Consider the following 21597-nt stretch of genomic DNA (forward strand, 5'->3'; position numbering starts at 1 on the left):
ACCTCACATTTCGGCCGCCTGCAGCGTCTACCAGACATGACCACCAGGCACACAACCATTGATTCCCCGCTGGGCCGGCTCACGCTGACTGCCCAGGACGATCTGCTGACCGGCATTTTCTTCGAGGGTCATTGGCATATGCCGCCATCGGAGTTCTTCGGTGAGGCCGTACCGGCTGAGGATCCCTTGTTCCAGCAAACCGCTCTTGAACTGGGGGAGTACCTGGCTGGCGAGCGGACCGTGTTCGATGTCCCGTTCAAGGCTTCAGGGAATCCTTTCCAGGAGCGGGTCTGGGCAAGACTCGAAGAAATTCCGTACGGGGAAACCGTCAGCTACGGGGAATTGGCCACTGAACTGGGCGATCGCAACCTTTCCCAGGCCGTCGGCTCGGCAGTCGGCCGCAATCCGCTGAGCATCATCATCCCGTGCCATCGGGTTGTGGGGCGCGACGGGAAGCTCACCGGTTACGCCGGCGGCCTCGACAACAAACGGTTCCTCCTGGAACTGGAAGAACCAGCGGCGGCAAAGGAAAGCAAGCTCTTCTAATGGAGCCCAAGAAGCCGTTCGAGCTGGTGGTCCGCGAGCACGGACCCACGGTCCTGCGCGTGTGCCGCGCGGTCCTCGGCGACCATGACGCGGAAGACGGCTGGTCCGAGACTTTCCTCTCCGCTTTGAAGGCCTACCCCGAACTACCGGCGGGTGCCAATGTCCAGGCCTGGCTCGTCACCATCGCCCACCGCAAGTCCATCGACATCGTCCGCTCCAGGAACCGCCGGCCGGTTCCCGTGGACGAACTGCCTGTGCGACCGTCCGGACTCGGCATCCCCGGCGACGGTCGCCGGGAGGTGCTCGACGCCGTCGGGCAGCTTCCGCCGAAACAGCGCCAAGCTGTGGCGTACCACTACCTCGCCGGGCTCCCGTACAAAGAAGTCGCCGGGCTCCTCGGCGGAACTCCCGACGCCGCGCGCCGCGCGGGAGCCGACGGCGTCAAGGCGTTGCGCACCATTCTCCTCGACAGCTCCTTGAGCTACGTGAAAGAAGAAACCCCATGACCATCCACCACGACGATCCGGACGTCTCCGAGCTGCTCGCTCCCCTCGAATCCGCAGAACCGGCCATCATGCAGCGGCTCCACGACCGCCTCGCAGCGGCTGCGGCGGAGCAGCACACGCTCGATATTGCCTACCGCACAGTGGATTCCCCGATCGGCAAACTGCTCCTCGCCGCCACGGAACGCGGCATGGTGCGCGTGGCGTTCGAAGTGGAAGACCACGATGCCGTACTGCAGCTGCTCGCGGAAAAGCTCAGTCCGCGGATCCTTTTCTCGGCGAGCCGCCTGGATCCGGCTGCCCGCGAACTGGACGAGTATTTTGCCGGGACCCGGCACCAATTCGACGTCCCCTTGGATTTCAGCCTTTCGCGCGGGTTCCGGCTCAGCGTCCTGGAACATTTGCCGCAGATCGCCTACGGCCATACGGAAAGCTACGCGCAAGTGGCCTTGGCCGCCGGAAGTCCGCGGGCCGTGCGCGCCGTCGGCACCGCTTGCGCCACCAACCCGCTGCCGGTGATTGTGCCTTGCCACCGGGTGGTGAAATCCGATGGATCGTTCGGCAACTACCTCGGCGGCACGGAAGCCAAGCGCGCCTTGTTGGCTCTTGAGGCAGCATGAGTTCCGGGTGGACGGAACCGCTGTTTCCCCTTGAGTTGCCGGACGCGCCCGACGCCGGTCCCCGGGTGATCGCGCCCGGCGCGGTGCACGTTCCGGGCTGGCTGAGCCTTGAGCAGCAACGGTGGATAGTGGCCCGCTTCGAAGAGTGGACGCGGGGTCCCGTCCCCTTGCGTGCCGCCGTCCTTCCCGGCGGCCACCCGATGTCCGTACGGACAGTCTGCCTCGGCTGGCACTGGCAGCCCTATCGATACACACGCGAGGCCTTTGACGTCAACGGGCGGCGGGTCCTCGACTTTCCTGACTGGATGGTGCGCCTGGGCCGCAAAGCAATGTTGGAGGCGTACGGCGACGCCGCCGAAGCCGCCAGGTATACGCCGGACACCGCGCTGGTGAATTTCTACGACGAGACCGCCAAGATGGGGATGCACCAGGACAAGGACGAAAAGTCCCGGGCCCCCGTGGTGTCCCTCAGCATGGGAGACAGTTGCCTCTTCCGCTTCGGAAACACGGAGACGCGCACCAAGCCGTATACCGACGTCGGGCTCTCCTCTGGGGACCTCTTCGTGTTCGGAGGCGCTTCCCGTTTTGCGTACCACGGAGTCACCAAAGTCCTCCCCGGAACGGCTCCTGAAGGTTGCGGGCTGCCGAGGGGGCGGATCAACATCACCATGCGCGTCACGGGAATGTCGTAGGACCGGGGCACAATGGCAACAACAGCTTCTGCCCGGCTTCCTGTGGAGGAACAGCTATGAACCCGCCCGAGAACGGCACCATCATTGGCGACGACGGCCTTGCGCGTCCGCCGTGGGCATCCGTTGACCCGCTCATGCGGGAGTACTACGACCACGAGTGGGGCATGCCTGTAAGGGACGAACGGGGCTTGTATGAGCGCATCAGCCTCGAGGGCTTTCAGGCGGGCCTGTCCTGGGCCACCATTTTGCGCAAGCGGGAGGCATTCCGGTCCGCTTTCCTGGACTTCCACCCTGAAAGCGTCGCGGCTTTCACGGAGGCGGACGTGGAGCGGTTGATGCAGGATTCGGGAATCGTCCGCAACCGCCTCAAGATCCGTGCGGCCATCACCAACGCCAAGGCGACGATCGCCTTGCGGAGCGAGGGCGGGTTGGTGGACTTCGTGTGGTCGTTCCAACCGGAGTCGACGCCGGAACCGCGAACCTTTGCCGACGTCGCTACCCAATCGCCGGAATCGATTGCCCTGTCCAAGGCGCTGCGGAAGAAGGGCTTCGCGTTCGTGGGCCCCACCACCATGTACGCGCTGATGGAGGCGATCGGGATGATCGATACCCACCTTCTGGACAGCCATCGTCGGGGCAGCTCGGGAGTTTGGCTCTGATACCCACCCTCTTTCCACAGAAGTGCGTAACTTTATCCACAGCTGTGGACAATTCATGTGGACATCCATGTACATGAAGCCGGGATCCCCGACATTCAGGCGATAGCCGAGCACCCATGCCTTGGTCCCGTGGTTTTACCCAGTGTGTACAAGGCTGTGGATAGTGTCCGCGGGTTCACGGAGAGTTCACTCCCGAGGTATTGAGAACTTCATTCTGGCCCCGCTCATCACGGACCCATCAGCTTCCGGTTCGCTATCCCGGGTCCGCGATATCGGTTTAGTCGGGATGTGTGAAAGAATCTGCGTATGAATGCAGATAAGAGTGCTTGCTCGCTGGGGGTCGATAGCCAATACGTTGAATTGGCTGTGGAAGTATTCGCGATGCTGGCTGACGCCACGAGGGTCCGGATCGTCCTGGCGCTCCGGAACGGCGAAATGGCCGTCGGAGCTCTGGCGGAACTCCTAGGGAAGTCTCCGGCCGCAGTGTCGCAGCACCTTGCCAAAATGCGCTTGGCGAGAATGGTTTCCACGCGACAGGACGGAACCAGGGTCATGTACCGCCTCGAGAACGAGCATGCACGCCAGCTAGTCGCGGATGCAATATTCCAGGCGGAGCACGCCTTGGGCGGTACCCCGGCACACCACCGCGCAGAACAGGAATCGGCATGAGCGGTCACCCGCAAATTGGTCATCACGTGCACGACCACGACCACGACCACGACCACGACCACGACCACGACGGACACTCCCATACGCACCACAAGGGTCTCAAGGGGTGGCTGTATGAGCTCTTTGTCCCGCACACCCACGATTCCGCCGATTCAATCGATGATGCCCTCGAGTCGAGTACGCAGGGCGTCCGGGCACTGAAGATCAGCCTTTTCATACTCCTGGGCACCACGGTCCTGCAGTTTCTTGTGGTCCTCATCAGCGGCTCCGTCGCATTGCTGGCCGACACAATCCACAACTTCTCGGACGCGCTCACCGCAGTGCCATTGTGGATCGCGTTCATACTGGGACGTCGTGCAGCTACCCGTCGCTACACCTATGGATACGGGCGGGCGGAGGATCTTGCCGGGCTGTTCATTGTCGGCGTCGTAGCGCTTTCAGCAGTGGTCGCCGCATGGCAATCCATCGATCGCCTTTTCCATCCCCAACCCCTGCACAATCTGTGGTGGGTTCTTGCGGCCGGAATCATAGGCTTTGCGGGCAATGAAATTGTGGCCGTCTACAGGATCAGGGTCGGCCGGCAGATCGGGTCAGCTGCGCTGGTTGCCGACGGCGTGCATGCGCGCATTGACGGATTCACCTCCCTCGCAGTGGTGCTTGGAGCAGGCGGCGTTCTGCTCGGTTTCCCTCTGGCGGACCCGATTGTCGGCCTGCTGATTTCGGCCGCCATCATCGTCCTGCTTTGGGGAACGGTTCGCAGCATCGGACGACGCCTGATGGACGGCATAGAACCCGAGGTGCTGGACAGCGCCCAGGCGGCGTTGGAAATGACACCCGGTGTATTCTCGGTGCCAAAACTGCAACTGCGTTGGGTCGGCCATCGCCTGCAGGGCGCCACGACAATCGTCGTCGCCGACGCGCCGCTGTCAGCGATTGAAGAAACTGTCGGCGAGGCCAGGCACCGGCTTGAACACGCGCTCCCCAAGCTCGACGACATGGTGATACAGGCCGTTACGGACGCTTGCCGCTGATCGACCGGATCCAGTTCCCAACCGCTCCCCAGCCGCTGCGGTTATGATGGCCCACTGAACCTTATGTTGAGCCACTGACCCGATCTTGAGCCAACGAACCGGACCCGCCGGCCGCCCGAGATCCACGAAAGAAGATGCCCATGAGCCAGCAAGCGATTCTGGCGAAGCCTCGCCGAAACGTGGAGATGGTGCTGCTGGTGTTGGCACTTGGCGTCGGCATTGGGGCCCTTGCAATGACCAGTGTCGACAAGAAGGAAGCCCTCGACGTTGGATTCTGGCTTCAGGCCGGTACCTTGACGGCGCTGGCGGGGATCTTCCACGTCGTCCTGCGGTTCAAGGCAAGGTATGCGGATCCCGTGATCCTCCCGATTGTGGTGGCTTTGAACGGCCTCGGCATCGCCATGATCCGACGCTTGGATGCCTCAAACGGTACGACTGCCGGGGCTAATCAGCTCACTTGGACGATCGTTTCGGTCCTGGTCGCGGCCGCCGTTTTGTGGCTATTGAAGGACCACCGGCTTTTGCGCCGTTACACCTTCATTGCACTTGCGGTCAGCGCCGCCCTCCTTATCCTTCCCCTCGTGCCCGGCATTTCGGCCGGCGACATCAACGGCGCGAATGTCTGGATACGCCTCGGTTCACTGCAGTTCCAGCCCGGCGAGATCGTGAAGATTACGCTGGCCGTCTTCTTCGCGGGCTACTTGTCCTCCAACCGGGACTTGATCCTGCTGGCCGGCAGGAAATTCGGGCGCCTGCAGTTCCCCAGGATCAAGGACACCGGGCCCATGATCACCGCGTGGGCCGCGAGCGTGGGCGTACTGGTTTTCCAGCACGACCTCGGCATGTCCATACTGCTGTTCGGCCTATTTATCGTGATGATCTACGTTGCCACAAGCCGGGCCAGCTGGCTGGTCCTCGGCGTCGTGCTCATGCTTTTGGGCGGATACGCCGCGGCAAAGATTTTTTCCCATGTCGGCTTGCGCATTGACGCGTGGATCAACGCTTTCGACCCCCAGGTCTTCACCCGATTCCCCGGAGGCAGCGCCCAGATTGTCCAGGGCCTCTTCGGGATGGCCGACGGCGGTCTGATCGGCAAGGGCCTCGGGCTCGGGAGCCCTGACCTGGTGCCTTTCGCGAACAGCGACATGATCATCGCTTCCCTTGGTGAAGAACTCGGCCTGATCGGGCTGTTCGCGATCGTTCTCCTCTATTTGCTCCTTTTCACGAGAGGGTTCCGGGCCGCCCTGGGCATCCGGGATGCTTTCGGGAAGCTCCTTGCCTGCGGGCTGGCCTTCTCCATGGCCCTTCAGTGCTTCATCATTATCGGCGGCGTCACCCGCCTTATTCCCCTCACGGGGCTCACGACGCCGTTCCTCTCCGCTGGCGGGTCCTCCCTCCTCGCCAACTGGATCATCGTCGCCCTGCTGTTGCGGATCAGCGACGCTGCGCGCAGGCCCCAAACAGTTGCGTCCCAGACCGAACACGTTCCGGTCTGACACCCTTACGGACACCGGTCAGCTACCACGTGGCGAGCGGCCCAGCTAGTCCCACCGCCACCCTCGCCTCGCAAGGCCCCGCGGCCAGGGAACCCTCCCGGCGTGGGCCCAGCTAGTCCCCACCGCCACCCTCGCCTCGCAAGCTCGGCCAGGGAACCCTGGCGGCGTGGGCCCCGCAGTTGTTGTCGTTTTGGAGCCTCATAACGACAACAACTGCGAGCTAGTTGGGTTAGCCGCGCGCCGGCACCTTAAGTCGAAGTTACGCACTTAACAACAGGCAGCTACCCACAAGTTATCCACAGTTGGGGAAAAACCGTGCCTGCATAGTGGAAAACTCCCGGAACGGCGGGCCTCAAGGGGCAGCAAAGACAACGAACTACAGCGATGTGAGTTATTAACAATGTTGATAACTCTGTTGATACCGCGCTCTTTTGGCTGCGAACACTGAGGTTGTCCACACACGCCCGGATAACCCACTTCTTATCCACATACCCACAGGCGTGTGGGCAAAAGTTATCCACAGGTGTGGACGTTAATCGCCGGAGAAAAGCGCAGCCCCTGCCATCTCGCCCTACAGTGTCCATTCACCATCGAACTACAAGCTTGTAAGTTACGCACACTGTGGATAAGGCCTGTGGAAAACATATCCAAAAGTCTTGACGGACCTGAAAGCGCAGTTCTAAGCTGGTGTTATTCAATGAACTAGTTGATAAACCATCTGCTTGAGTACGGCGGAGGACCCCGAAATCCGCGATCCTCAGGCCCGACCCACCAGGGGAGAAGCATGCCGGGCACGATTGCTGCAGCGGTGCTGGACCCGGAAGACCAGCTCAACAGGGCGTTCATGGCCCTCGCCGATCCTGTCCGCCGCAAGATACTCGCGCGGTTGGCCTTGGGCGATGCCACCGTCAACGAGATCGCCCAGCCCTTCACCGTCACCCTCCAAGCCATCTCCAAGCACCTTCAAGTGCTCGAGGGCGCGGGCCTCATCACAAGGAGCAGGGAAGCGCAGCGCCGTCCCTGCCATTTGAACACCACAGCGCTGGGTCCCTTGGCTGAGTGGATCGAGAACTACCGTCTTCAGGCCGAGGAACGTTTCGCCCGGCTGGACGAACTATTGGCCAGCACAACCGACAAAGACAGTCCCGAAAAGGAGAAGAACAATGAGCACCAACACAACAACCATTGACGTCGCCGCGGGCACGCCGTTCATCGATACGAGCCGCGACTTCGACGCCGCACCCTCGCGTGTGTTCCAGGCTTTCACGGACCCCGAACTCGTCGTCAAATGGCTGGGTCCGCGTCGCCTGGAAATGCGCCTGGAGTCATACGACGCGCGCACGGGCGGCAGCTACCGCTACACGCATGTGGACGAACAAGGCAGCGAGTTCGGTTTCCGCGGGGTCTTCCACGAGGTCCAGGAGCCATTGCGGATCATCCAGACCTTTGAGTTCGACGGCGCCCCGGGGCAAGTCACGCTGGATACCACCAGGTTTGAAGACCTCGGAGGCCGCACGCGCGTAGTGCAGCACTCCGTGTTTCCCTCGGTGGAAGCCCGGGACATGGCAGTAGCCAGCGGCATGGATGCGGGCATCAAAGAGTCGATGGACCGCTTGGAGGAACTCCTGGGGTAAAGCCAGGGAGCTGTTAGCCCGCTGTGGCCCGAAGGACGGTAGCGAGGACCAGAATCCCGGCCACCAGGGCCATGCCTGCGGTCTGCAACAGCGCCTGGCGGGGTCCACGCGGAGCAAAGGCAATCACGGCGGCGCACAGGCCACCCGTGATCAGGCCGCCCAAATGGGCCTGCCAGGCAATGCCGGGGACAACGAAGCCAATCACGCCGTTGATGGCAATGAGGATCCACAGCTGCCGGGTGTCTCCGCCGCGCCGGCTTTGAACTACCAACAGTGCGCCAAAGAGGCCGAAGATGGCGCCGGACGCACCTTCCACTCCAGTGGGAGGCAAAACAGGTGTCAGAAGTAGGAAACCGACAGAGCCGCCAATGGCGGACAACAGGTAGACGGCCAGGAAGCGGATGCGCCCCAAGACCGGCTCCAGCACCTGGCCGAAAATCCAGAGCATGTACATGTTGAGCACGATGTGCAGGACAAAGCCCTGGGAATGGACAAAAGCGCTGGTCAGCATCCGCCAGGGTTCGAAGGCCCCGTATTGCGGAGCGGCGTAGACGGACGCAAAAGCGAGTTGATTCTCCACGACACCGCCGGGAATCAACCATTGCAGCACGTACACCAGGGCACACAGCCCGATAAGTATGTACGTCGCCAAAGGACGTCCTGTCGCAATGGCGCCGCCATAGGCGGAACGCACTGCCGGCGTCGAACGCTTCATTTCATTGACGCAGTCAATGCATTGGAACCCGACGGCGGCCGCCCGCTGGCACTCGGGGCATGCGGGACGCCCGCAACGCTGGCACCGCACATAGGAGGGCCTGTCCGGGTGCCTGGGGCACACCGGAATGTCTGCTGACGGCTCTGCCGCCGGGATTCCGTAACTCATATGCTGTTCAGGCTCCGGGGATCAGAGCTGGACAATGTCGATGCTGTTGATGACGACGTCTTCGACGGGGCGATCGCCCATGCCGGTGCGGACAGCCTCGATGGCGTCTACAACTTTCTTGGACTCTTCGTCTGCAACCTCACCGAAGATGGAGTGCTTGCCGAAAAGCCAGTCGGTGTTGACCGTGGTGATGAAGAACTGGGAACCGTTGGTGCCCTTGCCCATCTGGATGCCGGCGTTGGCCATGGCCAGCTTGTAAGGGGCGTTGAAGTTGAGTTCCGGGTGGATCTCGTCGTCGAACTTGTAGCCCGGACCGCCGATACCGCGACCGAGGGGATCGCCGCCCTGGATCATGAAGTCTTTGATGATGCGGTGGAAAATCGTGCCGTTGTACAGCGGGGTACCAGTCTTGTCTTCACCGGTCTCCGGGTGCGTCCAGGACTTTTCGCCGGTGGCCAGGCCAACGAAGTTGGCTACCGTCTTGGGCGCGTGGTTGCCGAAGAGGTCAACCACGATGTCACCGAGGCTCGTGTGGAAAGTTGCTTTTGCGGTTGCGATGGTCATATCGCCATTGTTTCACGCAGGGTCAACGCCGGGGCGGCCAGGAGGGCGGTTCCGCGCTCGGTGAAATCTTCCATGAATCCGCTGGATGAATAGCCGGTGCCGAACAAGCGACGTAGGCTAACAACAAACGAGCATGTTGATCGGGAGGTAGTTGTGAAGAAATCGGACCGGATTGCCCGCGAACTTGAACACACCGTTGTGAATGGTGTCGAAAATGCCAAGGACTGGGCGACACCGCGCGTCGAAGCAGCTGTGAACTGGGCTGTTCCCCGCATCCAGCACGGAATCGACACCGCGTCGCCGAAGCTCCAGGAAGGCCTGAAATCGGCTGCCTACAACCTCGCCGACGGCGTTGCAACCGTCACGCCGAAGCTCCAGGAAGGCCTGGCGAACCTCGCGCCGAAGATCCACGACGTCGTCGAGGACGCCTCACCCAAGATCCAGGAAGCCCTTAACAAAGCCACCCCGGCGCTCAGCCACGCGCGGGACAAAGTTGTTGAGGAGTACTTGCCCAAGCTTTCCGAGCAGCTCGGGCAAGCCTCCGTGGTTGTCCACCAGGCCCTCGAGAATGCACCCGCGCAGGTGGACGCAGTCGCCCAGAAGCTGGTGGACTCGGGAGTGGTTCACAATCTGCAGGAGCAAGCACAAGCCACAGGGGCCCAGCTGAAAGCCGCGGCCGAGGAAGCGTCCAAAACAGTCTCGAAAGAACTGGCCAAGACCCGGAAGCCCAAAAAGCGCGGTCTCCTGATCTTCACGGTCATTGCAGCAGCTGCCGCGGCCGGCGTCGCCGCATGGAAGGCCAGCCGTCCGGTGGAGGACCCGTGGAAGACCCCGGCCCCGGTAACGCCGTCGCCGGTGCCCGCCGCGGCAGCAGCCGAGAAGGTCGCTGACAAGGCGAACGAGGCCGCCACCAAGGTAGCTGACACGATTGACGACGTAAAACTCAACGTTGCTGAGAAAGCCGAAGCCGTAGCCGAGAAGGCAAAGCACGCAGTCGAGGACGCTACGGACACTGCAGCAAAAGTGGCAACCGACGCCAAGACCGCGGTAAAGAACATCGCCGCCAGCCTCCACAAGGACGAAGCGGCCAAGGACCAGCCGGCCACAGACGAAGCCGGCAAGCACGAGGCCTAGGCAAATAGCCATATTCGCTCCACGTTGAAGGGATCCCGGTTCGCCGGGGTCCCTTCAATTGTTTGGCCACTTGTCACCGGAGGCTTCCTCACGTGACACCGCCCTGATGTTAGATTTATGGGGATGCCAGCCGATAGATCTTTCGTAGATGCAGCCACCAATGCAGCCGTCGCACCCGTGAAGCCGAGCGTTTCAATCATCATCCCGGCGTACAACGAGGAAAGCGTCATACGGCAATGCCTGATCGCGGCCATCTACCAGTCAGTACCTGCGGACGAGATCATCGTCGTTGACAACAAGTCCACGGACCGCACCGCCCAGATCGTCACGCAGATGCAGCAGGAATACCCGGAAAGCCCCATCATGCTGCTGAGCCAGGACAAAGCGCAGGGACTCATCCCCACCCGCAACTTTGGCCTCAATCGAGCCACGTCGGACATCCTCGGCCGGATCGATGCCGACTCCGTCGTTGAACCCGACTGGGTTGAGCAGGTCCAAAAGGCTTTCGCCGATCCCTCGGTGCAGGCGGCCACGGGTCCGGTGGTCTACTACGACATGCCGATGCGTCGATTCGGACTCAAGGCCGACGACAAAATGCGCCAGCTCATGCTTCGGCTTGCGAAGCATCAGTACCACTTCCTTTTTGGATCCAACATGGCGCTTCGCCGCTCCGCATGGGAAACCATCCGGGACGAAACCTGCCTGGATGAAAGGGACGAGATGCACGAGGACATCGATCTCTCCCTGCACCTTGCCGACCACGATCTCAGGGTGCAGTATTGGCCGCAGATGGTCTCTGGCATGTCTGCCCGCCGGCTCGAAGATTCACCGCGCGACTACCGCTATTACGTGACCCGCTTCGACCGCACCTACAAGGCACACAACGTCAAGAAGATGGCCCTGAAGGCTCCCATGGTGGTGTTCTTCTCGGTCTACTTCCCGGCCAAGCTTCTGCGGGCCATCCACACGGCCAATGCCGGCCAAGGCGTCCGCCGAGGCGGCCTCTAGCCACTCAGTCAGTGCCGAGTTCGGCGATCTTGCCCTCGGCGTCGCCCTTGCCGCTCCGCTGACCGGCGACGACGACGGCGAGTCCAACCAGGATCAAGGCGAGTCCCGCATAGGTACCGGCCGGCAGGGTCTCGTGCAAGAAGACGGCAGCGAGAATGGCTGCGCCCGGAATCTCCAGCAGGATGATCATGGACACCAGGAGCGGGCTCATGGTCGCCAGGAGATGGTTGAATGCGGTGTGGCCCACCAGTTGTGCACACACGGTGATGGCCACGATCCCCAGCCAGCCGCCGGCGTCGAACCCTACAAGCGGCTGGCCGCCCGTGATGGCGAGCACAGCGACGATGGCCGCACAGATCCCGTAGCAAAGCGTCGTATATGTTCCAATGCCCATGCTCTGGCGGGCTTTGCCTCCGGCCAAGGTATATAGGCCGGCCAGGGCGCCTCCGGCGAGAGCCAGGATGTCACCAAGAAAGGCTTTCGGGGAGGATCCCATATCGAAGCCCGTGATGGCGGCTACGCCGCCCAGCGCGATACCCAGGCCCACGAGGACCGGCCAGCGGTGCTTTGTGCCGCGGAGGAGCTGGAAAACGGCGATCCAGGCGGACTGCAGGCACACCAGGGCGGTAGCGGCCGCGACAGAGGTGAGTTGGAGCGCGGTGATGAAGCACGCGAAGTGGAAGGCCAGTGCCACTGCTGCCACAGCGGACGAGGTGAACTCGTTCCGGGTGATCTTGCGGAACTGGCGCGGCTCGCGGATCAGGACCGGCGAGGCCATGACGACCGCGGCGATCGCGTTGCGCCAAAAGGCGATAGCGAGTGCCGTGACGGAAGTAGCTCCAAGCGTTCCCGCGATGAGGGGTCCGGATGACGCGACGCCGAGCACACCCAAAGCAGCAACAATGAAGTTCACATTTCAACCTTAGTGGGGCGGTTAACGCAAAGAGTCCCGGTCATTTCTGACCGGGACTCTTTCCTATGGTGGAGGCACGGGGACTCGAACCCCGAACCCCCTGCTTGCAAAGCAGGTGCGCTACCAATTGCGCCATGCCCCCATAAGAAGCAACCCGTCCATACTACCCTAGTTCCTTCGATGGTTTTCGCCATCTCCAGGCGGGGCGCCTTTCGCTAGTCAACCGTGTCGGTTGCCTTGCTCCAGACTGTCTTCTGGGCTTCGGATTCCTGCACTTTTTTGTAGAGCAGGACGCCTGCGATCGCAGCTGCAACTACGAGCAACTTCTTCACATGCACCCCGTTCCGGTTCAGTTTCCTGAACCTTTAACAAAACCTGTGCAGGTTCCGTGGGCGTACCAGGACTTGAACCTGGGACCTCTTCGTTATCAGCGAAGCGCTCTAACCGCCTGAGCTATACGCCCCGATACCTCTTCGGGCCGAGACATGACTTTACAGCACATCCCGGCCCGATCTCAAATCGAGGTATTTTCACCACTGTTTTCCAGCAGTTTCCCCCAATTTCCGACCGACTGGGTCAGTCGTCGGTGAGGGTCACGCCAATGCCGCCCACGAGTGTTGCGGCAATGTTATAAAGCACGGCGCTCAGCATGGACAAAGCAGTCAGTAGAACAACATTCACCACGGCAATGATGGTTGCGAAGGAGGCAACCTGTCCGAGGGATGCGACCTTCTTGAGTTCGAAGCCGCCGCTTTCCGAGCCCGCCAGGGTGCCGAGAAGGCTGTCCACCTGGTTGAAAATGCCGGTGAGGTCCAGAACGGTCCAAAGCACGATTGCCGCAATCACAGTCACGATGCCCAAGGCAACGGACAACAGGAATGCCATCTTCAGGACAGACCACGGATCAACCTTGCTGACGAGCAGGCGCGCGCGGCGAACTTTCGCCTTGGGTGCCGGCTTCACGAGTCCGGGGGTCCCGGCGGCGGGCCGCTGCTGGCCCTGCACGGGGCGCTGGCCGGGCGCGGCGGGACGCTGACCCGCCGGGCGCTGGGTTCCCGCGGTTCCCGCGGGACGCTGGCCAGGAACGGCGGGACGCTGACCGGGAACCGCCGGGCGCTGGCCTGGGACCCTTTCCGCGCCAGTTCCTGCCGCACCCGAGGCGGATGCCGCAGGGCGCTGCTGGGGACGGGCCGGTGCGTCTACCCGTGGAGTAGCCGACGGCTGCCGCAATCCTCCAGGGACACCCGTGCTTGGCTTGGGATATGAGTCCGAATTGCTCACTCGTTACCTCCGGTATTGTCTTCGTTCAGCTCGACGCCGGACCCATTACCGGATCCTGCGGCCGATCCCGATTCGGCCGTCGCGGTCGCCTGATCGGCGCCGCCGTTTGCAGCCAACGTTACGTCATCGTCCGCCTCGGACGTTCCTCCGGCTGGATTTTCGACGCTATTGACGCTTGAGGCGTCGTCGGTGCCCTCGCCCTGATCGTCGTCGGAGTCCTCGAGGCCGCGTTCGCTGTTGCGGGCCACCTCGATGATGCGGTCGTTCTTGTCAGGCTTCGCGAAGATGACGCCCATCGTGTCACGGCCCTTGGCAGGCACACCGGCCACGGCGGAGCGGACAATCTTTCCACCCTCCATGACCACCAGGACTTCGTCTTCTTCGTTGACGATCAACGCACCAACAAGGTCGCCTCGCTCTTCCTGAAGCTTGGCCACCTTGATGCCCAGGCCGCCACGTCCCTGGAGCCGGTATTCCTCGACGGCGGTGCGCTTGGCGTACCCGCCTTCGGTCACCACGAACACGAACGAGCCGTCCTGGACCACGTCGGCCGCGAGGAGTTCGTCGTCTTCGCGGAACTTCATGCCGGTCACACCCGAGGTAGCACGACCCATGGGGCGCAATGCCTCGTCGGTGGCCGTGAAGCGGATCGACTGGCCCTTGCGGGATACCAGGAGGAGATCGTCCGTTTCGGACACAAGCTGCGCCGAGACAAGCTCGTCCTCGTCCCGAAGGTTGATGGCGATGACGCCGGCCGTGCGGTTGGTGTCGTAGTCTTCCAGGCGCGTCTTCTTCACAAGGCCGTTCTTGGTGGCGAGCACCAGGTACGGGGCTTGCTCGTAGTCGCGCAAGTCGAGGACCTGGGCGATGTGCTCGTCCGGCTGGAAGGCCAACAGGTTTGCCACGTGCTGTCCCTTGGCGTCGCGGCCGGCCTCGGCAAGCTCGTATGCCTTGGCCCGGTACACGCGGCCTAGGTTGGTGAAGAACAGCAACCAGTGGTGCGTCGTTGTGACGAAGAAGTGCTCCACGACGTCGTCGCCGCGAAGCTGGGCACCCTTGACGCCCTTGCCGCCCCGCTGCTGCGAACGATAGTTGTCGCTGCGCGTGCGCTTGACGTATCCGCCGCGGGTGATGGTGACCACCACTTCTTCCTCGGGGATGAGGTCTTCCATGGACATGTCGCCGTCGAAGCCCATGAGGATGTGGGTCCGGCGGTCATCACCGTGCTTCGCCACGATCTCGGCCAGTTCCTGGCTGATGATGTCGCGTTGGCGCTGTTCGGAGGCCAGGATCGAGTTGAATTCCGTGATCATGGCTTCAAGCTCGGCGTGCCTGTCCTGGATCTTCTGCCGTTCCAATGCGGCGAGCCGGCGGAGCTGCATGTCGAGGATGGCGCGGGCCTGGAGCTCGTCGATCTCCAGCAGACCCATCAGGCCGTCGCGGGCAGCCTCCGTGGTGTTGGAGGCCCGGATGAGTGCAATGACCTCATCCAGCATGTCCAGCGCCTTGAGCAGGGCGCGCAGGATGTGCGCCTCTTCCTCGGCCTTGCGCAGGCGGTAGCGGGTCCGGCGGACAATGACGCTCATCTGGTGGGCCACCCAGTGCCGGATGAAGGCGTCCAGGCTCAGCGTGCGGGGTACGCCGTCGACAATTGCCAGCATGTTGGCGCCGAAATTGTCCTGAAGCTGGGTGTGCTTGTAGAGGTTGTTGAGCACAACCTTCGCCACGGCGTCGCGCTTGAGCACGATTACGAGCCGCTGGCCTGTGCGGCCGGACGTCTCGTCGCGGAGGTCCGCGATGCCCTGGATCTTGCCGTCCTTGACCAGTTCGGCGATCTTGATGGCCAGGTTGTCCGGGTTTGCCTGGTACGGAAGTTCGGTGACCACGAGGCATGTGCGGCCCTGGAGTTCCTCGACGTTTACCACCGCGCGCATGGTGATGGAGCCGCGGCCAGTCCGGTACGCGTCCTCGATGCCCTTGTGGCCGAGGATAGTGGCGCCGGTCGGGAAGTCCGGGCCCTTGATGCGTACAAGCAACGCCTCGAGCAGCTCTTCGCGGCTGGCTGTCGGGTTGGCCAGGTACCATTGCACGCCATCGGCAACTTCGCGGAGGTTGTGCGGCGGGATGTTAGTGGCCATGCCGACGGCGATGCCGGAGGAACCGTTGACCAGCAGGTTCGGGAAACGCGCCGGCAGGATGGTGGGTTCCTGGTTCTTGCCGTCGTAGTTGTCCTGGAAGTCGACGGTTTCTTCGTCGATGTCGCGCACCATCTCCATGGCCAGCTGGGCCATCTTGGTTTCGGTGTAACGCGGAGCCGCGGCGCCGTCGTTGCCCGGGGAGCCGAAGTTACCCTGCCCAAGAGCGAGCGGATAGCGCATCGTCCAGTCCTGGATGAGGCGGACCAAGGCATCGTAGATCGCGGTGTCACCGTGCGGGTGGTATTGGCCCATGACCTCGCCCACCACGCGGGCGCATTTGTTGAACGAGCGGTCCGGGCGGTAACCGCCGTCGAACATCGCGTAGAGCACTCGGCGGTGGACAGGCTTCAGGCCGTCGCGGACGTCCGGAAGCGCACGGCCAACGATCACGGCCATGGCATAGTCCAGGTAGGAACGCTGCATTTCCGTCTGCAGGTCCACCTGGTCCACGCGGTCAGTCAGCACGTCGCCCTCAAGTACGGGTTCCGGAATGCCGGCCGACTCGGCGGGAACCTCAGGTGTTTCTTCACTCATGGTTTATGATTTCCGTTTCAGGTATATGTCAGTACTGGAATATTCCTAGGGGCTTTTGAAGTCTCTAGATATCCAGGAACCTGACGTCCTTGGCGTTCTGCTGAATGAAGTTCCGGCGCGACTCCACGTCCTCACCCATCAGCACGGAGAAGGTCTGGTCCGCCGCCAGGGCATCGTCCATGGTGACCTGCAGGAGCGTGCGGTGGTCCGGGTCCATGGTGGTGTCCCAGAGTTCGGTGTAGTCCATTTCGCCGAGGCCCTTGTAGCGCTGGATGCCGTTGTCCTTCGGGATCCGGCGGCCGGCGGCCTGGCCGGAGACCAGCTTGGCGTCTCGTTCACGGTCGCTGTAGACGTAGTCGTGAGGGGCGTTCGACCATTTGATGCGGTACAGCGGCGGCTGGGCCAGATAGACATAGCCGTTCTCGATCAGCGGACGCATGTAGCGGAACAGCAACGTCATCAGCAGCGTCGTGATGTGCTGGCCGTCCACGTCGGCATCGGCCATCAGGACGATCTTGTGGTACCGCAGCTTGGAGATGTCGAAGTCCTCGCCGATGCCCGTGCCGAAGGCCGTGATCATGGACTGGACTTCATTGTTGCCGAGCGCCTTGTCCAGGCGGGCGCGCTCGACGTTCAGGATCTTTCCGCGCAACGGCAGGATGGCCTGGGTCTCGGGGTTGCGTCCACGCTTGGCCGAACCCCCGGCGGAGTCACCCTCCACGAGGTAGACCTCGCAGCGCGCGGGATCCTTCGAGGAGCAGTCGGACAGCTTGCCCGGCATACCGAAGGATTCTAACGGGCTCTTGCGACGTGCGTTGTCGCGGGCTTTGCGCGCGGCCATACGGGCCTGTGCCGCCTGGACAGCTTTGCGGATGACGTCTCGCGCCGGGCCCGGGTTTCGTTCCAGCCAGTCGCCAAGCTGGTCGGTGACCACCCGTTGGACGAAGCCCTTGACCTCGGAGTTACCCAGTTTGGTCTTGGTCTGGCCCTCGAACTGCGGTTCCGACAATTTCACGGAGATGACGGCTGTGAGGCCCTCCCGGATGTCGTCACCGGTCAGGTTGTCATCCTTTTCCTTGATGATGGTCTTCTCGCGCGCGTAGCGGTTGATGAGTGAGGTCATCGCGGCACGGAAACCTTCTTCGTGGGTGCCGCCCTCGTGGGTGTTGATGGTGTTGGCGTACGTGTGGACGCTCTCGGAATAGGCCGTGGTCCACTGCATCGCGACCTCGACGGCGATGTGCCGCTCAGTGTCCTCGGTTTCGAAGGCGATGACGTCCTCGTGGACGACGTCCACCTTCTTGTTCGAGTTGAGATGCTTCACGTAGTCGAGCAGGCCGTCGTCGTATTGATAAACGACGGTGCGGTGTTCGGCCGCCACTTCGCCTTCAGTCGCCACCGCGTCAAGATCCAGGTCGTCGTCGCCTGCTCCTGCGACGGGACGCTCGTCCGTGAGGGTGATGCGCAGGCCCTTGTTGAGGAAGGCCATCTGCTGGAACCGGGCGCGGAGGGTTTCGAAATCGAAATCGGTGCTCTCGAAGATGGTGCCGTCCGGGTAGAACGTCTGGGACGTTCCGGTCTGGTCCGTTGCTTCGCCCTGGACGAGTCCACCCTGCGGCTTGCCGCCGTCGGCGAAGCTCATCCGCCAAACGTGGCCCTGGCGACGCACCTCGGTGTCAACCCTGCGCGAAAGCGCGTTGACAACGGAAATACCGACGCCGTGAAGGCCACCGGATACGGCATAGCCGCTGCCGCCGAACTTGCCGCCCGCGTGCAGGATGGTCATGACAACTTCGACCGTTGGCTTCTTCTCCGTGGGGTGCATGTCTACCGGGATRCCGCGGCCATCGTCCACGACCTTCACGCCGCCATCGGCCTGCAGAGTCACCTCGATGTGGCTGCAGTATCCGGCAAGCGCCTCGTCCACCGAGTTGTCCACCACTTCGTACACCAAGTGGTGGAGGCCGCGCGGGCCTGTGGATCCGATGTACATACCCGGGCGCTTACGCACCGCTTCGAGACCTTCAAGAACGGTAATGTCGCTCGCACCGTACTCCTTGGACCCCGAGGGGGTGTCAGGCTTATGGGCGTTCTCCTTCGCGGGATCTACTGCCAAGGTCTCTGCATTGTCGTTAGCCACAGGCGCTTTCGACTCCTCCGTGTTCGATGGTCGCCGGCCGTCACCGCACCAAGGAAGCACGTCCGTCAGGACACACCACAGGGATACGGCAGCCGCCAACAGGGACGTCACTGCTAACGCCGGCTACTTCGTCAATGGCGGATCCGCTTATACAAGTGCTGTTCAGCAGAGCCAATCAACGTTCACCGGCGCCCAGTTGTCTATGCCGATTCTATCGTGACTGGGCGCAGTTCCTTGCAAAACCCGGCCCTTATGCTCAGGAAAGTAGCTCTGGGAGGCCGCTGGCCCCATCTGCAAGCCGCCAAAAGAGCACCCTCTAGGGAGCTGTACGGTCCGGGGAGGTTTCTCGCCCCTGTGCGCCGTTCAAGCAAATGCGCCAATATGGGCGCGGGGGAAGTTACCCGTAGGTATCCCGAGGGCCCCGCCCATTGACGCTTCGGCCGCCCTTCCGCCAACTCGGTGCAGTGGGGGCGAGCACCTGAATGGAGGTCACCACTCCGTCTCCGAGTTCCTTTCGGAACATGTCCAGGAGGCTTGTACTCAGGAGCCTGAGCTGCGTTGCCCACGCCGTGGAATCGCAGCGGACATGGAGCGTGGTGTCGGTGAAGCTCTCCGGAGTGCAATGCGCGGAGATCTCCGGTCCTACCAAGGCATCCCATTCGGCCATCACGGAACCGACGGCTACTGGAGACGTCCAGCCGCGTTCGGCTACGAGCCTCCCGACGACTTTCCCCAAGCCAAGCGGATCCCGGCCGCTACCGTGGAATTGGCTGAATCCGCGGGTGTCGCGGACGCCCTTGCGTTTGGGAGCGGCGCCCGTCCGCGGGGCAGCGCGGCGGATTTCGCCACGTGCTGCGGCCGCTTCGCGCATCCGGTTCAACGCTGATTGGGCAGCGTCGATCTCGTCAGGGTCCCTGCCCGGCTGGCGTCCGCCGGGGCTATCCTTCTCCATCAATGCCTCCGGGCACAACCTTCACGCGCCGCCCCGCCAGTTCCTCGGGAATGTCGGCGTCGACGGCGGCCGTCACCAGCACCTGTTCGGCACCGGCCACTATTGCAGCCAGTTTACGCCTGCGCTGCACGTCCAGTTCAGCGAACACATCGTCGAGGATGAGGATCGGAGCAGAACCGCCGGTTCGGGTGTCATCGAGCATGACGTAGTAGGAGGCCAAGCGCAGGGAGAGGCACATGGACCATGTTTCGCCATGGGAGGCATAGCCCTTGGCCGGAGCTTGGCCCAGAACCAGCTCGAGTTCGTCGCGGTGGGGTCCGACCAGGGAGATTCCGCGCTCCAACTCCTTCCGGCGCGAGGCAGCGAAAGCCTGGACATAGCGCTCGGTGAGTTGTTCCACGGACAATGTGCGGAGGTCCTCAACCCCTTCCGAACCTTCCGCGAGACCCTCGGCGGGACCGCCGTCGTCGTCCAACACGCCCTGGATGGTAGATCGATAGACCGCGCCCGCTTCCTTCGATCCGTCCGTCAGCTGGGCGTATGCGCTCTTGAGGTGGGGTCGAAGCAGTTCCACGAGTTCCAGCCGTGCATGCAGGAGCTCGGCACCGGCCCGCGCCATGTGCTGGTCCCACACATCGAGCGTTGCTTCGTGGCCTGAGGTGAATTTGCCGGTGCGGGCAGATTTCAACAAAGCGTTGCGCTGTTTGAGCACGCGGTCGTAGTCGCTGCGGGTGGCCGCGTGTACCGGCATGAGGCTGACCAGCAGTTCGTCCATGAAGCGCCTGCGGTTCGACGGATCACCCTTGACCAAGGCAAGGTCTTCCGGGGCAAAAAGCACCGTCTGGCAAATGCCCAGGATGTCGCGGGCGCGCACAGGATTTCCGCGGTTGATCCGGCCGCGGTTGGCACGGCCGGCGTTGATCTCAAGTTCGACCACGGTCGATTGTTCACCGCGAACAAGCTTCGCCCGGATCAAGGCGCGCTCCGTGCCGAAGCGCAGGAGGGGCGCATCCGTACTCACGCGGTGCGAACTCAAGGTCGCCAGGTATCCGATGGCCTCCATGAGGTTCGTCTTGCCGATGCCGTTGGACCCCACCAGGACCGTCACACCGGGGCCGAGCTTGAGGTCAACCTGCGCGTAGCTGCGGAAATCGGTCAGCGAAAGATGTTCGAGGTACACGCGTACTGCTGGTGGGCCGGGGCCTAGTTGGCCGGACGGGTGGCGTGTCCGCCGAATTGGTTGCGCAGCGCAGACACCATCTTCATGGCCGGGGAGTTGTCTTCACGCGAGGAGAAACGGGCGAAGAGCGCAGCGGTGATTGCCGGCGCAGGGATCGCGTTGGCAATGGCTTCTTCAACGGTCCAGCGGCCTTCACCGGAGTCCTCGACGTAGTCTCCGATGGAGGCCAGTCCCGGATCTTCGTCCAAGGCTTTGACCATGAGGTCCAGTAGCCAAGAACGGACAACGGTGCCTTTTTGCCACGCACGGAAGGTGCCGGGAAGGTCTTTGATGATGTCCTTGGCGGCGAGCAGTTCGTAGCCCTCGGCGTAGGCCTGCATCAGGCCGTATTCGATCCCGTTGTGGACCATCTTGGCGTAGTGGCCTGCTCCGACGCCGCCGACGTGGACGAAGCTGTCGGCGCGATCGCCTTCGGGACGGAGTGCGTCGAATACCGGCATGGCGAGTTCGATGTCTTCATCCGCGCCGCCTGCCATGAGTCCGTAGCCGTTCTGCAAGCCCCAGACGCCTCCTGAAACACCGCAATCGGCGAAGCGAATGTCCTTGGAGGCCAGGAAAGTGGCGTGTTTTTGGTCTTCAGTGAAGCGTGAGTTGCCGCCGTCGATCACCATGTCCCCGGCGGAAAGCTTCTCGCCGAGTTCGCTGATCACGGCATCGGTGATCTCGCCGGAGGGAACCATGACCCACACCAGGCGCGGCGCCGGAAGGGCAGCGATCAGTTCGTCAACGGACGCGACGTCGGCGATGTCCTGATTGCGGTCGAAGCCAGTGACCTCGATTCCGCCCTTCCGCATGCGTTCGCGCATGTTGAAACCCATTTTTCCAAGGCCGATCAGTCCGATGTGCACGGGGTGAACTCTTTCCTGCGTTGGTGGTTTTGGTCTTGACCCGACTGACTCG

22 protein-coding genes and 2 tRNA genes are annotated in these 21597 nt (G+C 62.4%); 12 read left to right on the forward strand and 12 right to left on the reverse strand.

All coding sequences use genetic code 11. The features are described 5' to 3' along the window. Positions 1 to 36 precede the first annotated feature (36 nt). From AC1DJB_RS08025 to AC1DJB_RS08070, 10 genes are all read left to right on the forward strand, one after another. Complete coding sequence (locus AC1DJB_RS08025) at positions 37 to 546, forward strand: methylated-DNA--[protein]-cysteine S-methyltransferase (RefSeq protein ID WP_441432822.1); 510 nt, start codon at positions 37 to 39, stop codon at positions 544 to 546. Further along, positions 546 to 1052, forward strand: coding sequence for an RNA polymerase sigma factor (locus AC1DJB_RS08030; RefSeq protein ID WP_307054150.1), 507 nt, complete (start codon positions 546 to 548; stop codon positions 1050 to 1052). The genes AC1DJB_RS08025 and AC1DJB_RS08030 overlap by 1 nt, the downstream gene beginning before the upstream one ends. Then, the gene (locus AC1DJB_RS08035) at positions 1049 to 1669 is read left to right on the forward strand and encodes a methylated-DNA--[protein]-cysteine S-methyltransferase (protein WP_332603072.1); all 621 of its coding nucleotides are present in this window, start codon (positions 1049 to 1051) and stop codon (positions 1667 to 1669) included. The genes AC1DJB_RS08030 and AC1DJB_RS08035 overlap by 4 nt, the downstream gene beginning before the upstream one ends. Further along, positions 1666 to 2361 carry an alpha-ketoglutarate-dependent dioxygenase AlkB family protein gene (locus AC1DJB_RS08040; protein WP_306963395.1) on the forward strand — a complete coding sequence of 232 codons (696 nt, stop codon included), beginning with the start codon at positions 1666 to 1668 and terminating at the stop codon, positions 2359 to 2361. The genes AC1DJB_RS08035 and AC1DJB_RS08040 overlap by 4 nt, the downstream gene beginning before the upstream one ends. A gap of 56 nt (positions 2362 to 2417) precedes the next feature. Then, complete coding sequence (locus AC1DJB_RS08045) at positions 2418 to 3020, forward strand: DNA-3-methyladenine glycosylase I (protein ID WP_059388881.1); 603 nt, start codon at positions 2418 to 2420, stop codon at positions 3018 to 3020. 306 nt (positions 3021 to 3326) lie between these two features. After that, on the forward strand, positions 3327 to 3689 hold the full coding sequence (locus AC1DJB_RS08050) for an ArsR/SmtB family transcription factor (RefSeq protein ID WP_059388880.1): 363 nt from the start codon (positions 3327 to 3329) through the stop codon (positions 3687 to 3689). Then, entirely contained in the window at positions 3686 to 4720 is a 1035-nt protein-coding gene (locus tag AC1DJB_RS08055) for a cation diffusion facilitator family transporter (protein ID WP_476910133.1), read from the forward strand. The genes AC1DJB_RS08050 and AC1DJB_RS08055 overlap by 4 nt, the downstream gene beginning before the upstream one ends. A 140-nt stretch (positions 4721 to 4860) precedes the next feature. After that, positions 4861 to 6216, forward strand: a complete 1356-nt coding sequence (locus AC1DJB_RS08060) for an FtsW/RodA/SpoVE family cell cycle protein (protein ID WP_284988568.1) — start codon at positions 4861 to 4863, stop codon at positions 6214 to 6216. A 784-nt stretch (positions 6217 to 7000) separates the two neighbouring features. Continuing rightward, complete coding sequence (locus AC1DJB_RS08065) at positions 7001 to 7405, forward strand: ArsR/SmtB family transcription factor (RefSeq protein WP_059388877.1); 405 nt, start codon at positions 7001 to 7003, stop codon at positions 7403 to 7405. Then, a complete protein-coding gene (locus tag AC1DJB_RS08070) occupies positions 7380 to 7850 on the forward strand; it encodes an SRPBCC family protein (RefSeq protein WP_059388876.1) in 471 nt (156 codons plus the stop codon). Before AC1DJB_RS08065 ends, AC1DJB_RS08070 begins: the two co-directional genes overlap by 26 nt. 13 nt (positions 7851 to 7863) lie before the next feature. On the opposite strand, the gene AC1DJB_RS08075 is transcribed toward AC1DJB_RS08070, so the two are convergent. Together AC1DJB_RS08075 and AC1DJB_RS08080 are read right to left on the reverse strand one after the other, a co-directional pair. Next, positions 7864 to 8733 (reverse strand): rhomboid family intramembrane serine protease, encoded by an 870-nt coding sequence (locus AC1DJB_RS08075; protein ID WP_059388875.1) that lies wholly within the window; start codon positions 8731 to 8733, stop codon positions 7864 to 7866. Positions 8734 to 8754: 21 nt separating this feature from the next. Further along, positions 8755 to 9297, reverse strand: coding sequence for a peptidylprolyl isomerase (locus AC1DJB_RS08080; protein WP_059388874.1), 543 nt, complete (start codon positions 9295 to 9297; stop codon positions 8755 to 8757). 153 nt (positions 9298 to 9450) lie between these two features. Between AC1DJB_RS08080 and AC1DJB_RS08085 the strand changes: the two genes are divergently transcribed. Then, the gene (locus AC1DJB_RS08085) at positions 9451 to 10431 is read left to right on the forward strand and encodes a hypothetical protein (protein WP_307054154.1); all 981 of its coding nucleotides are present in this window, start codon (positions 9451 to 9453) and stop codon (positions 10429 to 10431) included. 123 nt (positions 10432 to 10554) lie between these two features. Continuing rightward, on the forward strand, positions 10555 to 11439 hold the full coding sequence (locus AC1DJB_RS08090) for a glycosyltransferase family 2 protein (RefSeq protein ID WP_059388873.1): 885 nt from the start codon (positions 10555 to 10557) through the stop codon (positions 11437 to 11439). A gap of 4 nt (positions 11440 to 11443) precedes the next feature. Here AC1DJB_RS08090 and AC1DJB_RS08095 read toward each other — a convergent pair whose 3' ends face one another. From AC1DJB_RS08095 to gnd, 10 genes are all read right to left on the reverse strand, one after another. Next, complete coding sequence (locus AC1DJB_RS08095; RefSeq protein ID WP_441432826.1) at positions 11444 to 12352, reverse strand: DMT family transporter; 909 nt, start codon at positions 12350 to 12352, stop codon at positions 11444 to 11446. A 66-nt stretch (positions 12353 to 12418) separates the two neighbouring features. After that, positions 12419 to 12494 (reverse strand) — tRNA-Ala (locus AC1DJB_RS08100). A gap of 73 nt (positions 12495 to 12567) precedes the next feature. Next, a complete protein-coding gene (locus AC1DJB_RS08105; RefSeq protein WP_216363197.1) occupies positions 12568 to 12684 on the reverse strand; it encodes a DLW-39 family protein in 117 nt (38 codons plus the stop codon). Between the two features lie 57 nt (positions 12685 to 12741). Continuing rightward, positions 12742 to 12815 (reverse strand) — tRNA-Ile (locus AC1DJB_RS08110). A gap of 113 nt (positions 12816 to 12928) precedes the next feature. Then, positions 12929 to 13633 carry a DUF3566 domain-containing protein gene (locus AC1DJB_RS08115; RefSeq protein WP_306963404.1) on the reverse strand — a complete coding sequence of 235 codons (705 nt, stop codon included), beginning with the start codon at positions 13631 to 13633 and terminating at the stop codon, positions 12929 to 12931. Further along, positions 13630 to 16365 carry a DNA gyrase subunit A gene (gyrA, locus tag AC1DJB_RS08120; RefSeq protein ID WP_306963406.1) on the reverse strand — a complete coding sequence of 912 codons (2736 nt, stop codon included), beginning with the start codon at positions 16363 to 16365 and terminating at the stop codon, positions 13630 to 13632. Before gyrA ends, AC1DJB_RS08115 begins: the two co-directional genes overlap by 4 nt. Before the next feature lie 64 nt (positions 16366 to 16429). Beyond that, positions 16430 to 18505, reverse strand: coding sequence for a DNA topoisomerase (ATP-hydrolyzing) subunit B (gene gyrB, locus AC1DJB_RS08125; RefSeq protein WP_306963408.1), 2076 nt, complete (start codon positions 18503 to 18505; stop codon positions 16430 to 16432). 397 nt (positions 18506 to 18902) lie between these two features. Further along, entirely contained in the window at positions 18903 to 19457 is a 555-nt protein-coding gene (locus AC1DJB_RS08130; RefSeq protein WP_306963410.1) for a DciA family protein, read from the reverse strand. Then, positions 19444 to 20637, reverse strand: coding sequence for a DNA replication/repair protein RecF (gene recF, locus AC1DJB_RS08135; protein ID WP_284988560.1), 1194 nt, complete (start codon positions 20635 to 20637; stop codon positions 19444 to 19446). Before recF ends, AC1DJB_RS08130 begins: the two co-directional genes overlap by 14 nt. A 23-nt stretch (positions 20638 to 20660) precedes the next feature. Next, positions 20661 to 21545, reverse strand: coding sequence for a phosphogluconate dehydrogenase (NAD(+)-dependent, decarboxylating) (gnd, locus tag AC1DJB_RS08140; protein WP_059388866.1), 885 nt, complete (start codon positions 21543 to 21545; stop codon positions 20661 to 20663). Positions 21546 to 21597 lie beyond the last annotated feature (52 nt).

This window comes from Arthrobacter sp. 01T428 (assembly GCF_056398685.1).

Coding starts and splice junctions, on each gene's coding strand:
- AC1DJB_RS08025 (WP_441432822.1), top strand. CDS start 37: ATGACCACCAGGCACACAACCATTGATTCCCCGCTGGGCCGGCTCACG.
- AC1DJB_RS08030 (WP_307054150.1), top strand. CDS start 546: ATGGAGCCCAAGAAGCCGTTCGAGCTGGTGGTCCGCGAGCACGGACCC.
- AC1DJB_RS08035 (WP_332603072.1), top strand. CDS start 1,049: ATGACCATCCACCACGACGATCCGGACGTCTCCGAGCTGCTCGCTCCC.
- AC1DJB_RS08040 (WP_306963395.1), top strand. CDS start 1,666: ATGAGTTCCGGGTGGACGGAACCGCTGTTTCCCCTTGAGTTGCCGGAC.
- AC1DJB_RS08045 (WP_059388881.1), top strand. CDS start 2,418: ATGAACCCGCCCGAGAACGGCACCATCATTGGCGACGACGGCCTTGCG.
- AC1DJB_RS08050 (WP_059388880.1), top strand. CDS start 3,327: ATGAATGCAGATAAGAGTGCTTGCTCGCTGGGGGTCGATAGCCAATAC.
- AC1DJB_RS08055 (WP_476910133.1), top strand. CDS start 3,686: ATGAGCGGTCACCCGCAAATTGGTCATCACGTGCACGACCACGACCAC.
- AC1DJB_RS08060 (WP_284988568.1), top strand. CDS start 4,861: ATGAGCCAGCAAGCGATTCTGGCGAAGCCTCGCCGAAACGTGGAGATG.
- AC1DJB_RS08065 (WP_059388877.1), top strand. CDS start 7,001: ATGCCGGGCACGATTGCTGCAGCGGTGCTGGACCCGGAAGACCAGCTC.
- AC1DJB_RS08070 (WP_059388876.1), top strand. CDS start 7,380: ATGAGCACCAACACAACAACCATTGACGTCGCCGCGGGCACGCCGTTC.
- AC1DJB_RS08075 (WP_059388875.1), bottom strand. CDS start 8,733: ATGAGTTACGGAATCCCGGCGGCAGAGCCGTCAGCAGACATTCCGGTG.
- AC1DJB_RS08080 (WP_059388874.1), bottom strand. CDS start 9,297: ATGACCATCGCAACCGCAAAAGCAACTTTCCACACGAGCCTCGGTGAC.
- AC1DJB_RS08090 (WP_059388873.1), top strand. CDS start 10,555: ATGCCAGCCGATAGATCTTTCGTAGATGCAGCCACCAATGCAGCCGTC.
- gyrA (WP_306963406.1), bottom strand. CDS start 16,365: ATGAGTGAAGAAACACCTGAGGTTCCCGCCGAGTCGGCCGGCATTCCG.
- AC1DJB_RS08130 (WP_306963410.1), bottom strand. CDS start 19,457: ATGGAGAAGGATAGCCCCGGCGGACGCCAGCCGGGCAGGGACCCTGAC.